This is a genomic window from Sphingobacterium sp. R2 (assembly GCF_040760075.1).
In the GTDB taxonomy this organism is placed as follows: Bacteria; Bacteroidota; Bacteroidia; order Sphingobacteriales; family Sphingobacteriaceae; genus Sphingobacterium.
In genome coordinates this window covers 2,889,020-2,903,674 of the sequence record NZ_CP142884.1, presented here as the reverse complement: position 1 = coordinate 2,903,674, position 14,655 = coordinate 2,889,020, and the positions used below count along the sequence as shown (strand labels likewise).

General features: G+C 40.1%; 10 protein-coding genes. 6 read left to right on the top strand and 4 right to left on the bottom strand.

Annotated elements, in window-relative coordinates; genetic code table 11:
- Window positions 1–63 precede the first annotated feature (63 nt).
- The 3 genes from VXM68_RS11965 to VXM68_RS11955 form a co-directional block, all read right to left on the bottom strand.
- Entirely contained in the window at window positions 64–1,398 is a 1,335-nt protein-coding gene (locus VXM68_RS11965; RefSeq protein ID WP_293953610.1) for an SWIM zinc finger family protein, read from the bottom strand.
- A 4-nt stretch (window positions 1,399–1,402) separates the two neighbouring features.
- A complete protein-coding gene (locus VXM68_RS11960) occupies window positions 1,403–4,513 on the bottom strand; it encodes a DUF6493 family protein (RefSeq protein WP_367208856.1) in 3,111 nt (1,036 codons plus the stop codon).
- 144 nt (window positions 4,514–4,657) lie between these two features.
- Window positions 4,658–6,862 (bottom strand): TlpA family protein disulfide reductase, encoded by a 2,205-nt coding sequence (locus VXM68_RS11955; RefSeq protein ID WP_367208855.1) that lies wholly within the window; start codon window positions 6,860–6,862, stop codon window positions 4,658–4,660.
- A gap of 321 nt (window positions 6,863–7,183) precedes the next feature.
- Here VXM68_RS11955 and VXM68_RS11950 point away from each other — a divergent pair, with 321 nt between their 5' ends.
- Window positions 7,184–7,711, top strand: a complete 528-nt coding sequence (locus VXM68_RS11950; RefSeq protein WP_293953604.1) for a hypothetical protein — start codon at window positions 7,184–7,186, stop codon at window positions 7,709–7,711.
- Window positions 7,712–7,770: 59 nt separating this feature from the next.
- On the opposite strand, the gene VXM68_RS11945 is transcribed toward VXM68_RS11950, so the two are convergent.
- Window positions 7,771–10,074, bottom strand: coding sequence for a BamA/TamA family outer membrane protein (locus tag VXM68_RS11945; protein ID WP_367208854.1), 2,304 nt, complete (start codon window positions 10,072–10,074; stop codon window positions 7,771–7,773).
- Between the two features lie 56 nt (window positions 10,075–10,130).
- Here VXM68_RS11945 and VXM68_RS11940 point away from each other — a divergent pair, with 56 nt between their 5' ends.
- The 5 genes from VXM68_RS11940 (at window position 10,131) to VXM68_RS11920 (ending at window position 14,531) form a co-directional block, all read left to right on the top strand.
- Window positions 10,131–10,880: an RNA methyltransferase gene (locus VXM68_RS11940; RefSeq protein ID WP_293953601.1), complete on the top strand. Its 750-nt coding sequence runs from the start codon at window positions 10,131–10,133 to the stop codon at window positions 10,878–10,880.
- Between the two features lie 112 nt (window positions 10,881–10,992).
- Window positions 10,993–12,165, top strand: a complete 1,173-nt coding sequence (locus VXM68_RS11935) for an MFS transporter (protein WP_293953599.1) — start codon at window positions 10,993–10,995, stop codon at window positions 12,163–12,165.
- Between the two features lie 198 nt (window positions 12,166–12,363).
- Complete coding sequence (locus VXM68_RS11930) at window positions 12,364–13,278, top strand: hypothetical protein (RefSeq protein WP_367208853.1); 915 nt, start codon at window positions 12,364–12,366, stop codon at window positions 13,276–13,278.
- Window positions 13,275–13,952 carry an ATP-binding cassette domain-containing protein gene (locus tag VXM68_RS11925; RefSeq protein ID WP_367208852.1) on the top strand — a complete coding sequence of 226 codons (678 nt, stop codon included), beginning with the start codon at window positions 13,275–13,277 and terminating at the stop codon, window positions 13,950–13,952. The genes VXM68_RS11930 and VXM68_RS11925 overlap by 4 nt, the downstream gene beginning before the upstream one ends.
- Before the next feature lie 36 nt (window positions 13,953–13,988).
- Entirely contained in the window at window positions 13,989–14,531 is a 543-nt protein-coding gene (locus tag VXM68_RS11920; RefSeq protein WP_367208851.1) for a GNAT family N-acetyltransferase, read from the top strand.
- The last annotated feature ends 124 nt before the right edge of the window (window positions 14,532–14,655 follow it).

Genomic DNA, 14,655 nt, shown 5'->3' with positions numbered 1-14,655 from the left:
CAGTTCGTAATGTATTTTGCATCATGTTTTACCATAAAGGGGAAAAACATGATGCGCTCTTCGCTACCCGTTCAACATCTTTACAGCGAGTATATGTTTACATAGCCCCCTCTTTGCCTGATGATTAGTAAACCAATTGCAGGTACACTGGGACTTATCGCCCTGTATAATGACGGTATGCTGCACACCGGATCCATCCACTCTCGCCTCGGTATAATCCGTTGTATTCTTGACAAATTGTACACCTGCTGTCGCCACAAGTTTTTTCGCATTTTTTAACCGCGGATTCAAGGCTAAAATACGTTCCATCTTAAAAGGTAATCGTCTATAATAATGCTGATGGCTATGTAGATCATAACCCAGCAACCCGATGGAAGATAATGACGCCGAGAGCGTATCCATCGTATCGAAGTCGACATCATGCTCGATGGAAAGCATTGTTGGGTCGAATAGCTCGTTGGATTTAAGTAATCCGTTCACGGCGTGGACCCATTCATCAGGAACGGCCTTAACTATATTTTCCAACACATTACCTTCCCCCGAGAATCCGCGATAGCTATCCGGTGACAAAGCAAGAGTCAGTCTCATCTTACCAAAGTCGGCCACAAAAGCCGCGCTCTCACCTCCTTTTTCCTGATAAACAAGTAACCTGTCGGCATAGGTCACCAACCCCTCCAATAAACGCAATCGCTGAATGCCACCAATACGTACCGCACTGCCTGTACTTATGGGTGAAAATACAAATCGGTTAGCCCTTTTCGTCAAATAGAACTCCCCTTTCACATTCCCTTTGGGAATGCCCTGAAATAATTGGATCAGCTGAATTTTATTTAGTTCAAACTGAAGCTCCATACCCGCCAGATATAATTGAACGGAAGTCAGTCCTTTGATCCAGCGTGGTGGCAATGTTACTTTCTTCTCCGTCACTTTGGCCTTATCAGTACGAATAGAAACCTCGTTGCTTCCTACTCCCAACACCATCTTTTCGGTCTTCTTGACAGCGTTTAACGCATTAAGCATCGGTTCATTGAAATCTACATTGGTTGTACCACTGGTAATAAATTCGCCATCAATAGCATCTTCCAATAAATCTAAACGTGCATAAACACCGTTGCAGGAAGAAAAGCCCTCAAAACGAATCTGGTTAGTACCAGCTGAAACGATCGGATCTCGCAAACTTGGAGGTACGGGTCCAAAACTGGATCGCACTACTTTCGACAAGGTCAACAAACATTTGGAAGTGAGCAAAGGATCTGTCAAACTCCCCCAGAAGAAACAAGGTACATTGGCGACTTCCGCCAATTCGGACTGATGAGCTAATACCAATTGCTGAATACCCGATTGGTGGGTCAGTTGTGAATTTCTTGCATAGTGAATCGCTATATCTTGCTCTGCCATATTGTTATTTTCTTATTTTTTTCAAAATGGGTTGTAAACTCTTGTATATTTCCAGCTTCCCAAAAACCTCTTGCAGTTCAGCTGAAAAACTGTATTGTTCCTTATTCATCAAATCGTAATAGTATTCGACGAGCTTTTTAAAATTCGTGGGCATCTTTTCGGCAATATGATAATGAATAAAAGCGATCTCCAGCAACTGCAATAAAGCATTGTTATGCTTCGAAGATATATCGCGACATTGCTCCAGAACTTCCACGCATCGCCCAATCGGCCCATAGCCGTTACCGAGCATCAGTCCAAGTTGCACACCTAACTGCGCGGTGTCCAATCTATTTTCGTTAATTGCAGCCAAAATGACTTCAACCGCCATCGCACGCACTTCCTTCTCTTTATTGAAAAACGAGGTTGCCAGGTACAGATTAGACTGTTGATCAAAGCGGAAAAAATCGTACAACATTTCCTGCAGATAAGCTGCCGAAGATTTTCCGCCAATATCACTTTTACCATTCAATCCCACAGTTAAAAACATGGAAAGACTTTCCGTATTCTGCGGCATTAGGCTATGCATAAAAGGGACATCCGCCCTATACAAATAATAAGCCAACAGCGTATCATTGGCCCGACTAAAAATATCTTTATGATACAAAAAAGTCTCAGCTCCCTGTTTGTAAGACGGGAAAGGATAAGTCAGCTTATCACCATTGTATACCTTTTCCGATTTCTTGGTCGTGTAATTGTAACCGTTATAATAAGTTGGTTCTATTTTTAATTCGGGACGAAATGGTTCCGCAGCAAAGGGAATATCTGCCATAGGCTCTTTGGTAAATTCTTGAAAATGAGTATCGCGATGATGCGTGCGGGCCACAGTTGCCCACACACCAATCCAGTTCGCCTGATCGGAATCTTTGAAAGACAATAAATTCTTCAACCAAGACTGTTGCTGAAGTTTCATCGAATCCAGACCTAAGGCAAAACTGATCACATCTTGGAGTTGCTGTTCCCTAATTTGCTTTATCAGTACTTCGATACCCTCTAAATCTTCACGAACTGTACGGCTTAGCGCAATGGATAAGTCTAATAAATTAATTTTCACTTCTGCTTCCTGATAAGCCAAGATACGCTGCACGAGAATGTTGGGCGCAATCCAAAACGGCTTATGCGTCGGCAGACTCAGCAGCGGTAAGCGAATACCATCAATCCGATAGCGTTGCAGTAGCTCTAATTGGCTACCCATCAGATTCACCCATTTGGAGTAATTGTGGTAACGATCTTTATCCTTATATACTTCAGTCGGCTTATAATACATGTTTATAAAGGCGCCTGAGAAATGGTTGTACCAAGATGATTCACGATAAGATCCTGTTAGCTGCTTAATGTAAGGCTCGAGTTGTATTTGATAGTCCGGAGGAAAAACGGCAGTGTGTTGCACCCACGCATTCATTAGTATCTCCACCTGAATAGGATCCGAACCTCCGATAACCTCACCCACCATGAAAAACAATTCGTTCCAGGTCTTCGGGTATTCATAAGCTTCGCTTAGGCGACGAAATTCCATCGGCTGATAGACATATCGTTCGGCAGAATGACCGCTCAGCTCAGCCAAGATTTCAGCTTCTGAATAACCCTCTTTTTGAAAAAGATGCTTTAGGTCAACCGCTATTGTTCCCATCATTTGCGTTTGATATAATTGAAGCTTGTCAGATAACGCTTCCAGTGGCTCATGCTGATTTTTTAAGATAAACTTACTTGCCCTTTCCTGTAACTGTAGGTCCGAAATCATAAATAAATCTGCAGCCAATAAAACAAATCGCTCCCGCAACGCTGGCTTTTGCTTCAATAGCTTATCAAATTGAATCAAAAGGGTCTTCAGGCTTGACTTAACATCGCTCCGCATAAAGATACTTTCTGCCCAATCCAAAAACTCTTGTAAATGAAAATCCTTATCCGAGAGGAATGGCTTCAGATAATCAACTACAAAATTGATCACGGCGCTAGATTCAGCATGCAATAAGGGAAAGAATTTTTGCTGGTATGCGATGACTTTATCTTCAGAAAGCTTCATCCGTTCAATAAGCTTTCTGAAATAGCTTTTTAGATTAATATTCCAGTTTTTTGTTTGAGCTTCAAGCGCTCCGGTGATGACGAGTTCTGGATCAATTTTCCCATTGGCCAATAGTGTATCGAACACCTTATCCCATAAGAGTTCATTGACGGCATGATGATAATCATAATTCCAATAGGCATTTTGGATCCCTGTCTCGTACGCAAACACTAGTGGAATATCTCTTTGGATTGTCAATTCATCGGTTGTGAGTTGTTCAAAAAAACTTTTTGATTCATAATTATTAAAACCAGAAATGGAGCTTGCATAGAGCTCTGGCTCAAAATCGATATGTCCCATTTGTTCTAGTAAGCGAAGATTATCATACGTAATGCGTTGCCAATCATTTTTACGAACTAACTGCAATAAATAGCTGCCCAACCAATTGGGTTTGGCATAGCTTAGGATTTGCATCACGTCATGGCTCTTCGCTTGATTCAAAAGCTCATGAAAAATATCCCAGCTACCTGCATCTGAGCCGGAAAATGTGGCCAGAGCCAGCAACTTCACCGTTCGTTGCTGTGCCTTCGTACCTCGTATACCCCAGTTGTATTGGGCCTTATTTTTAAATTCAGGATCTTTGGAGAGGTCACTATAATCAACCCAGTAGCGCTTGGCAGCACGAATTTCTTTTTTTAAAACTTCTAGGTTGCCATTAGCGTATTCTTCCAAAAATGGAATGATATTTTCAATCCTTGCCTCTTTGATAAGCAATTTCAGCGCCTCTAACGCTTCTTCTTTCCGTCGGCTAGCAACCGAAAGCGGTCGAACAGCTGAGTCTTTTTCACCGCGATCGACTCCTACAGCACCATCTTCAGAATAGCCCTTTTTTATCTTCTCAGCAATTAGCTTTTCGGCATCCTTTAGACAGGCTTCTTCCGAGTCGAATGTTTTACTTTTACTTTGTCCAGCCGTTCCGTTTCGACCGTAGGTTACGGTATGTGTTGCCCCAGTTGTTTGAATTTCCCAAAATTTATCTGATGCGCCGTCGATATACTTTAAATGCTTTAACATTATTTCTAGCTATAATATCAATTAATTCCCTTTCTGCTTAAATATAACGAAAGCAGCATAAAAAAAAGTATATGGAAAGGTCAATGACTAGCTATTCATTTCATAGGGATTAAATAAATACATTTTTAAATAGCGAGAATTATATTAAAAAACGGCTATTTCTTCTAACAACTGCTGCCAGTCAAAACCAAATGGCATCGCTATCAACTTCCCCGCCGGTGTTAGAATATACTTGCTCGGATAACCCTGCACATTAAAATCTCGTTCCACTCGATTGTCCGACATGAGTACTGGTATCGTATAATTGTTTTTGGCAATAAAATTTTTCACTTTATCTTCTGTATCAATACACGCAATACTGACAAACCCAATTCTTTGCGACCTTTCTTTATCTATCTTGAGCTGCTCATAAAAATTATTAAGCTTTGGCATTTCTGCAACACATGGCCCGCACCAGGTACCCCAAAAATCCACCAAGGTCCATTTACCTTTCAAATCGTCCTTTGTTGTTTGACCATTCTGCAAGTTGCTCAAGATAAAATTGGGGGCATCGGGTAACTGCGAAACAACTTTTTGCATAAAAAATTCGCTAAACTTCTGATCTGAATAGTAATGTTGATAAAAATCACGTAAGCCCTTGTAGCTTGTTCCCTGCATGGTCAGAAACTCCCTAATGTATTTTTGTAAGGCTACATCTTTCTGTCCCGTCGAAGCCAGTTCGGTCAGATAATCTTCCGAATAGTTGTTTTTAGCCTTTAAAAAGTTCGTGTCGTAATAGGAATCATAGGCAATTTCAGCATCTTTTTTTGGAGAATATAAGGCAGCTTTTTCCAAATAAGCCAAGGCCTCTCTTCTATCATTTTTATGAATTAATTGGTAAGCAAAATAATAGGCGGTGGCAAGATGCGCTCGTGTTACATCTTTACGTTCAGTCTGATCGGTATTGTAAAGTGTTGTCAATTTTGTTATGATGTCGTTTAACATGTGCATACCGTATTGCGCGTCAATAGTGCTCACGCGTTTAAAGGCCATTAAAGCATACCGCCCCGCATTTCCATTGGTCCAATAATCAGCGTTCAGCCCCATCAGCTCATTAAATAGGTTCCGAGATTGTGGTAGATCGTTGACCAACTCTTCGATCCGTCGCCACAATACCATAGGATAGATGTATTGTTTTTCAACTTCAGAAAAGCCATTCAATAATAGTTCGATCTGTTCACCAGCAGATAGGTATTCCTTCGAACGCGCATACCCCTGGTATAAACTATTCTGTATCCAGTTATATTTCTTTTCCATGTCCAGCAAAGGAATTAAGGCCATAAATTTATCCTTCGATAGCTCGCCTCTATAAAGCAAATTGGAGAGATGATGTGTTCCCGCTAACAAATTTACTGGTGTATTTTTCAAAGTTGAGTTGTATTGCTTATCGTCTTTAATCTGCTGAAGTAGATTTAACTTTTTCTGCACAAAAAACCTATCATTAGGAAAAATAGCATCATATTTCTTGATGTACGCCATTGCTTTCACACTATCGATTGCGCCATCGGTCAATAATTTTTTGCTCACAAAACTGCTTGATAACAGCATTTCGGCATATCTTTCATCATAAGTATGCTGCATAACGGTGTCCAATTGCTGTATACTTGTTGTACTTAAGACAGGACGATTATCAAATGTATAAGTATGTCGTTGGGTTAGGCTGGTAAGTTTGCAGCCTTTCCTGTCAATCAGAAGCTCCCCTTCCAACTGTTGAGACGTATCTCTGAAGGCTAAATATACTTTCTGCTTATCGCTTTTTGTCATGCTATACCGTTTACTGTCGACCAATTGTGGCTCAACTTGGAGTCTTTTTAAAAAATCTTTGTTTATATAGGCATGATTTAGCTCTCGGCTTAACGCCGCCGCCACTCCAGTCATATTGTTAGCTACCATCGCTACGACGTCATCTGTTAGCTCCCAATGCTGGGCTTTCATCCCAATCTCCCTCTTGAGCGATGCCGTATCGACAATCGTCTCCTTTCCTTGAAAATTAAAATAAATAGGTTGTTGCAATTGCACCAAAATATCAGCTAATGCACTCGAATTTAAAACATTAAAATTGCTGTCTGGGCATAAACTGGAAAAGATAAATTGTCTGTCCGGACCTGTAAACATAATGGCTTTCGTGTTTATCTCCAGCGGGAAAACCTTCTTCGACACTGTCTTATTGGAAGACACTGTCACATAAGTTGATTTGGAATTTGCTAGCTTATTTCCGAGGAACAGCTCTTGTTTTATAAGATAACTTTCATTTTTTTGGCCGAAACACACAGCGTTCACCAAAACAAAAAATAACAATATACTCCTCATTGACAATAGTTTATATGGTTAACGTCAAAAATAGTAAATTTAACTGAACACTAGATTATTTAAGTGAAAAACACAAATGGTCTGACTTTCTTTGATTACTCCATTATCTTGTTGCCGTAAAACTAGCTGAGTACCATCTAGCAGTGTCGGTGTATCGGAAACTTTAAACATTTCCAAAAGAAAATTAAAATACCTAAAATTGCAGTCTTAATGCAAAGAAATCGAATAAAGCTTGTTGATCCCTGCCGACGTTCCAGACGATCTTGACACTAGGAGAATAAATTTAGCGTGGGTTACTGTAGACTTGTATAAAATAAAAAAATGAAAAAGATTATATTTTTTCTATTAATGATACCTTTTTGGGCAGCTGCTCAAGAGCAAAATATCCAAAACTTTATCGTCAAAGAGAATCTTTCAAAAAACGGAAAGTTAGCTGTTATTGCATTGGATTCCTTGGGAAATACCAACGAGACCATCAGTGGCAATTACTTATTTACGATCAATGGTTTCTCTCAGCCTTTACAGTTTCACGACGGTGTTGCTGTCCCAAATCAAAAGATTGAGTCATCAACATTCGTTTTCTTTAGCCATAAAAATCAGCAAACATCTAAAGGACGACTCTTTTACATCTACAAGAGTGATAGTGGTCTTTCTCCATTTGCCATCAGTGGATTGATGTTTTTGATTATTCCTGCTATTGTATTAGGAATCGCTTATATGTTTAAAAAAGTGATTATGACAGCCATTGCGCTGGCCATTGTTTTCTTTTTATTCAATCATTCCCAGGGGTTAGACTTAAGCAAAATTTTTGAATCCATTTTTTCAAGTCTCAAAAATCTTATCGGCTAGCGCCTAGACCTACCAAGATTCGTATCAATGAAAGCAAGTCAAAATAAATGAAGGCTGCTTTAAAACGGCATACCGATACCAAAATTATATTGAATAAAATTGTATCTGTCTGGTTTGTGGGTTTCATAGTACTGTGCCTTAAATTCTTTGGAATCAAAAAAGTGCTTAATAACCCATTGATCTGCACCTGAAAACTGGGGATCTTTAAGTTTAAGTCCTGCATCCAGACGGATCACAAAATATTCTGAATCGAAACGAAGTCCAAAACCGGTACCAATCGCGACCTGCCCAAGAAATTTATTGATTTTAAACTCTCCTCCAGGGTTCAATTCTTCATCTTTCTTCAGACGCCAAACATTCCCCATATCTACGAATGTCGCTCCGTTCATTTTGGCTCCCAAAAAATTATTGAGCAACCGGAAACGATACTCTGCGTTCGCTTCCAATTTAATTTCGCCGAGTTGATCCAGATTACGGAGATTTAAACGCAAGTCTTCACTTAAACTCTGACGGTTGTAAGCACCCGGTCCCAACGTACGTGCCTGCCATGCACGGATACCGTTCATTCCGCCACTATAGAAACTCTTCTCAAAAATCAGCAATTTGGAGTTGTTACCGTATGGAATCGCTATCCCTGGATTAAAACGAAAGACAAACTGTCTATTTCCTCCAAGATTTCGATATAAACGATAATCGAGTTCAGTTTTGGCATACTGGAGAAAAGGCACACCAAAGATCTTTTTCTCTCCGTCGGCATTCTTGGGCAATTTTGCCAAAGAACTAATAAGATCCAGAAAGTTCCCACTAATATCCAATGTCCCTCTGAAATATTGAAAATCTTCCCTGCTATTCAACTTTTTTCCATTCAAAACAAAGGTGTACTGGGTCCCCAAACCGAAATATTGGCGGTCGTTGCTCCGCACATACAGCTGATAGCCTTCTTGCACGAGCTTGTTCCGAAAATTGGAATCTAGGCGTCCATCCCGATACTCCAATACGATGGGTGTGAAGCTGTGGTATTTATTCTCCGTTTCATACCAGGAATAATTTAAGGACGTAATAAAATATCGGTTTGAATAGGTTTTATCCTGATCAAATAATTGCAATGTCATGGAATAGGTCGTTTTAGGCAAGCCAAATTTCCCTCCCGGATTTATACGAAAAGGGACCATCAAACGAGGAATAACTAAGTTGACTCCTGCCTGAAAATCGTTGTTAAAGATCTTACTGGAAAGCCCCCCTGCCAATCGCGGGTCAAATAAAACGCCATAGCGCAATTTAACTTCCAATTGCTCTGATCCTCCAAAAATATTACGTTGGGAAAAGGTATTTCCGATATTGAACCCACTCATGCCCGAACTAAAGGTATACTCACCTTCTATCTGGTTTCCCATGCGAGGTCTTGGAACGAAATCATAATGCACATTAAGCTTGTTGGAATCTTTCTTGACAAACTGTATTTTGACAGAACGAAATCCATTCATCTCATACAATCGGTCATAGGATTTATTTTCCTCTTGTAACGAATAATAATTCCCAGACCGCAAATACATATAACGCTCTAACGGTTTCCAACGAAAGCTATTCGTTTCATCGACAAACAGGAGTCGTTTCGCTGAATCTTGAATGCGACGCGGTGCCTTCTTCGACATTGCACCATAATTCCTTATGGTCATATAAACACTGTCAATCTGATACTTTTTATGTATCGTAGAATCCGACGGATTTTCGACATTGATTTTAAGGTCGATCAAATTACCCGCTATAGCCGAATCAATACCTGCACGCATATATTGCCGCAAATAATCATAATATCCGTTGTTCCGCATCGAAACATAAAGTTTCTCTCTTTCATCGATTAATTTTGCTGCATCATATTGCGTATTTGGCTTGACAGCAGTCTTTGGTAGCACCTCACGTTCAAAGATGTCTTTTATATCCGCTTCTTCAAAGGTACGATCTACACCTCTAATTTGATATGGAGCACCAGCATCAACCTTAAAGTCTATATGCGCGCGCTTCTTCGAAACGGCAATTTCGGGTGTTACTTTGGCTTTAAAATAACCTTTCGAAAACAAAAATCGCCGGATTTGATTAGCGGACAAATCGACCATTGCCGAATCTAATAAATGAGGTGGCTCACCGACATTCCGAATTTTCTTAGTTTTATAGCGGCCGTTTGTAGTATTGAACGTATTGTAAATAAAGAGATTTACCCTTGAATTAGGTCGTATTTGATTGGAAATATACGTTTCGGATGATTCTTTCAATGCAGGGTTGACACCAGAAATCTGTACTTTTGTAACCAAAGCCTGGTCATCGTCAAGGTATTTTGAAGACCGGCAGGATGCAAAAAGTGACATTAAAAAGGTTATACTTGCAAATCCGATAAAACGAGGGTAATTAATCATCAATAAAAATGTTGTCAAAAGCGCAAATCAGTCTAATAACGTCTCTGCAAAATAAAAAGTTTAGAAAACAGCACGGCCTTTTTATCGTGGAGGGTATAAAGTCCGTCATGGAATTTATTTCTTCTCGCTATCAGGTTGAGTCCATTTTCTATACGGGCGACGCCAGCACAAAAGTGGGTAAAATCTCGCATAATATAAAATGCCACGAACTGACGGAGACTGAATTTCAAAAGATTAGTGCGTTGAAATCGCCGCAGGGAATTCTCGCATTGGTCAAACTACCATCACAACAAACGATTGTATCGGACAACTTAAAAAATAAATTTAGTCTTGTGCTCGATGATGTGCAGGATCCGGGCAATTTAGGCACGATTATCCGCACTGCGGAGTGGTTTGGAATCGAACATATTATCTGTTCCATTGGAACTGTAGACGCCTACAACCCTAAAGTAGTACAGGCAACTATGGGCTCACTGGCCAGACTTCAGATCTATTATACTGATTTAGCGGAATTTATACAGTCAAGCAACTTGAAAGTGTATGGTGCACTACTGCATGGCCAATCCATTTATCAAACCCAATGGACCGATGAGGGTCTGATTGTCATGGGCAATGAGGGAAACGGTATTAGTGAAGAACTAACAGCATTGATCGATCAAGCCATTACTATTCCCCGCATAGGGCAGGCAGAGTCTTTAAATGTTGCTGTAGCAACAACGATCTTCTGTAGCGAAATTTCTAGACAAAAATTGGTTTAAAAATCCATTCATCGCTCCAAAAACTGTACATTTGTCCCATTCCCTTGAAGGATGGATAATCGCCAACTTCCATTGTCCTTTTTTGACTATGCACACACGATAAAATTCCACCATGCCAGCTGAACAGAAATCCATCTATACGTTACAATTTATTTTACTCTGCTTAAGCTCGCTCTTATTCTCTTCGAGTTTCAATATGATTATCCCCGAGCTTCCGAATTACCTGAGCAGCTTGGGCGGAGCAGAGTACAAAGGTTTAATCATTGCTTTGTTTACATTGACCGCAGGAATTTCGCGGCCTTTCAGTGGAAAATTGACCGACCGATGGGGGCGGGTGCCGGTCATGGCCATTGGATCCATCGTTTGTTTTATCTGTGGATTTCTCTACCCGATCTTGACGTCCGTCGCGGGTTTTTTATTCCTACGATTGATACACGGCTTTTCTACGGGTTTTAAACCGACTTCAACTTCGGCTTATGTGGCTGATTTAGTACCCCAAAAACGATGGGGTGAGGCATTGGGTATGCATGGACTTGCTTTTAGCATCGGTACAGCTGTTGGCCCAGCGATTGGTAGCGCAATCTTTGAAGCCTTTGGGATCAATATCATGTTTTACTGTTCATCTCTCATGGCACTTCTCTCGATTATTATCGTCATTAATATGAAGGAGACACTGGCAAAAAAACAGAAATTTAATCTTTCGATGCTCAAAATAAACCGCAAGGATATCATCGAATGGCGTGCCCTACCCGCTGGAATCGTCACCTTTTTATCCTATACGGCTTATGGAGTTATTCTAACCTTAATTCCTGACTGGAGTGAATATTTAGGAATTAAAAACAAAGGTCTATTTTTCCTGGCCTTTACGATTGCATCAGTACTGATACGTTTTGTATCCGGTAAAGTCTCGGACCGTTACGGAAGACCAAAAGTTATTGTTGTTGGATTAATCATTATTGCCATTGCACTTGTTGCTATCGGAATGGGCAATAGCTTCGTTGGAATGATGATCGGTGCAAGCATCTATGGTGCAGGCACGGGCATACTCTCACCTGCTGTCAATGCTTGGACAATTGACCTCAGCTTACCCGAGCATCGCGGCAAGGCCGTAGCAACCATGTATATCTCGCTCGAAGCGGGAATTGGCCTTGGCGCACTACTTGCTGGCCTATACTATAGCGATGTTATTCTACGGATTCCCGTCATTATGTATGGCAATGCATTGGTTCTACTGCTTGCACTGGCCTATATGCTGAGCTGGCAACGAAGGCACCAAGCCAACTAGCCTTTAAAGTTCCCGAAAATGCATGTGAGGCAAAAGTCATTTCCGCTATCATCAGTTTCACAATGGACAGCGTCAAAGACCAATAAATTGCATGGCACACAGGAGTGCCGGTAAGAACATCTCGGATCGAATACTTGCCGTTATATGCTAAACAATTGTATTGGATATAAAAGGTAATTTATCTAAGTTTGATTTATCATGGTAAGCAATTATTTAAAGCTCCAATACAAATTACTCGTTCGTCATATCAAAGCTACAGGACTACCTGTTCCGATCGCCTATCTCCTATTGTTTGGGTTATGCTATTTGAGTTATTATGCTTTGTTTCAATACCCTAATTTTGGCTATTACGCCCTGATACTGGGCAATTTTCAACTACTTTTTCTACTCACTGAAAAAAATAGAAACGATTTTCTCAAAAACATATTCAGCAGAAGAGATTTTTATAAAATCAGACTCTGGGAGAATGCCTTGGTCGTTATCCCTTCGTTTGTCATTCTTCTCCTTCATAGTCATTGGCCATATGCACTGTTTTTGATTGTATTAGCTGTACTTTTTTCATTTTTGACATTTAAGGCTTTTGGCAAGTCCATTCCGACACCATTCGCAAAAAAACCATTCGAATTTATTATCGGATTCCGTCGAAGTTACCTTCTTTTAATCGTTTTATATCTATTGGCTGGCATAGGTTTTTATGCTGCCAATCCCAATCTTGTCTTATTTTGTGTCGCGTGCATCGGGATCACTTGCGTTTTATTTTATCAGTTACCGGAGCCAATTTTTTACCTTTGGAATCAAAATAATACACCAAGTGGCTTTCTTATGCGAAAATTTCGTCGGGGAATTTTGCAATGCCTTCTATTTGCATTTCCTCTCCTCCTTATTTACGTCTTTTTCTTTCCCGCAGCGTTATTCAATGCCTGCATTGTGCTGGGAGGTATATTTTTTCTGCTTCCTTTTGCAATTACATTAAAATACGTCGCTTACCCAAGGGAAATCAATTTCCCGGAAGGCTTTGCATTAATACTTTGTTTTAGCTTTTATCCATTGATACTTGCGCTATTGCCTTTTTATTACATTAAAGCCATCAACAACCTTAAAAATCATTTATGATCGAGCTTACGAACCTCAGTAAATCTTTTGGACAACATCAGGTACTCCACGAGATCTCTTATACCTTTAGCGGTGGAAAGGTATATGGCATCGTTGGCGAAAATGGTGCAGGAAAAACAACCCTGTTTCGTTGTCTTGCAGGACTTGAAATACACTCAGGCACTATAACATCCGCTGTGCAACCGTTAAAGAATCATTTAGGCTACTTAACCTCGGACCCTTACTTCATGTCGAAGCTAACAGGTGAAGAGTATATCTATCTGCTGACAGATGCGCGTGGAAAGAAGATCAAAAATCTTAGTGAAAGAAATATTTTCGAATTGCCACTGAAGGAATATGCGAGCTCTTATTCCACAGGGATGAAAAAAAAACTTGCGCTGACGGCGACGTTGCTGCAGGACAATAATTACTATATCCTAGACGAACCTTTTAATGGCATCGATCTACAAAGCAGCATTATTCTTACGGAGATTATTCTCCGCCTAAAAGCAATGGGAAAGATCATATTGATTTCGTCCCATATCTTTTCCACCTTAAAAGATACCTGCGATGAAATCTTGGTACTCGAAGCTGGTAACATCAGTAAATCCGTCGAAAGAGATCAGTTTGGAGACTTTGAGGAGGAAATGAAAGAAAAAATACTGAAGAAAGATATCGATAAGCTTTGGCTATAACGACGAATCAGGTCATTCAACATGAATAAAAAAGCTATGGAAAAATACCTACCAATACTGGAAACCGAACGTTTAATTATCCGCCCGATACAGCTGGATGATGCTGCTTATTTTTTCGCAATGGATTCACAGCCGGAGGTGCATACTTTTCTGAAAAACGAACCTGTACAATCCATTGAAGAAATTAAAAAAGTGATCATCTATATTCAGCAACAATATGAGCAATACGGTATAGGTCGTCTAGGGGTCGTTGAGAAATCAAGCAACCAATGGATAGGCTGGACGGGATTTAAATATATGGACGAATTGGAAAATGGGCGGATTGGATTTCTAGATCTCGGTTATCGCTTCAGAACAGAATCCTGGGGCAAAGGCTATGCGACTGAAGCGGCGCTAGCCTGTATGCACTATTATCGAGAACAGCTCCCCCATTTTGATGTACATGCCATCACACATATCCAAAACAAGGGGTCGCGAAATGTGTTGGAGAAAAGCGGTTTTCAGGTAACAGAGCAATTTCATCTCGATATATGGAATATCCCCTGTTATTGGTATGATTTGGTACACGATACGTTATAAAACTAATTATATTAGTTTTAAAAGCTAATTTTTTTAACTTTTCATAGTTTCGCTGTGATAAAACAAAATGGTTTTGTATTTTTACGCGTTCGAATAAAATAATATTTCGAAGATTTCTGTATTG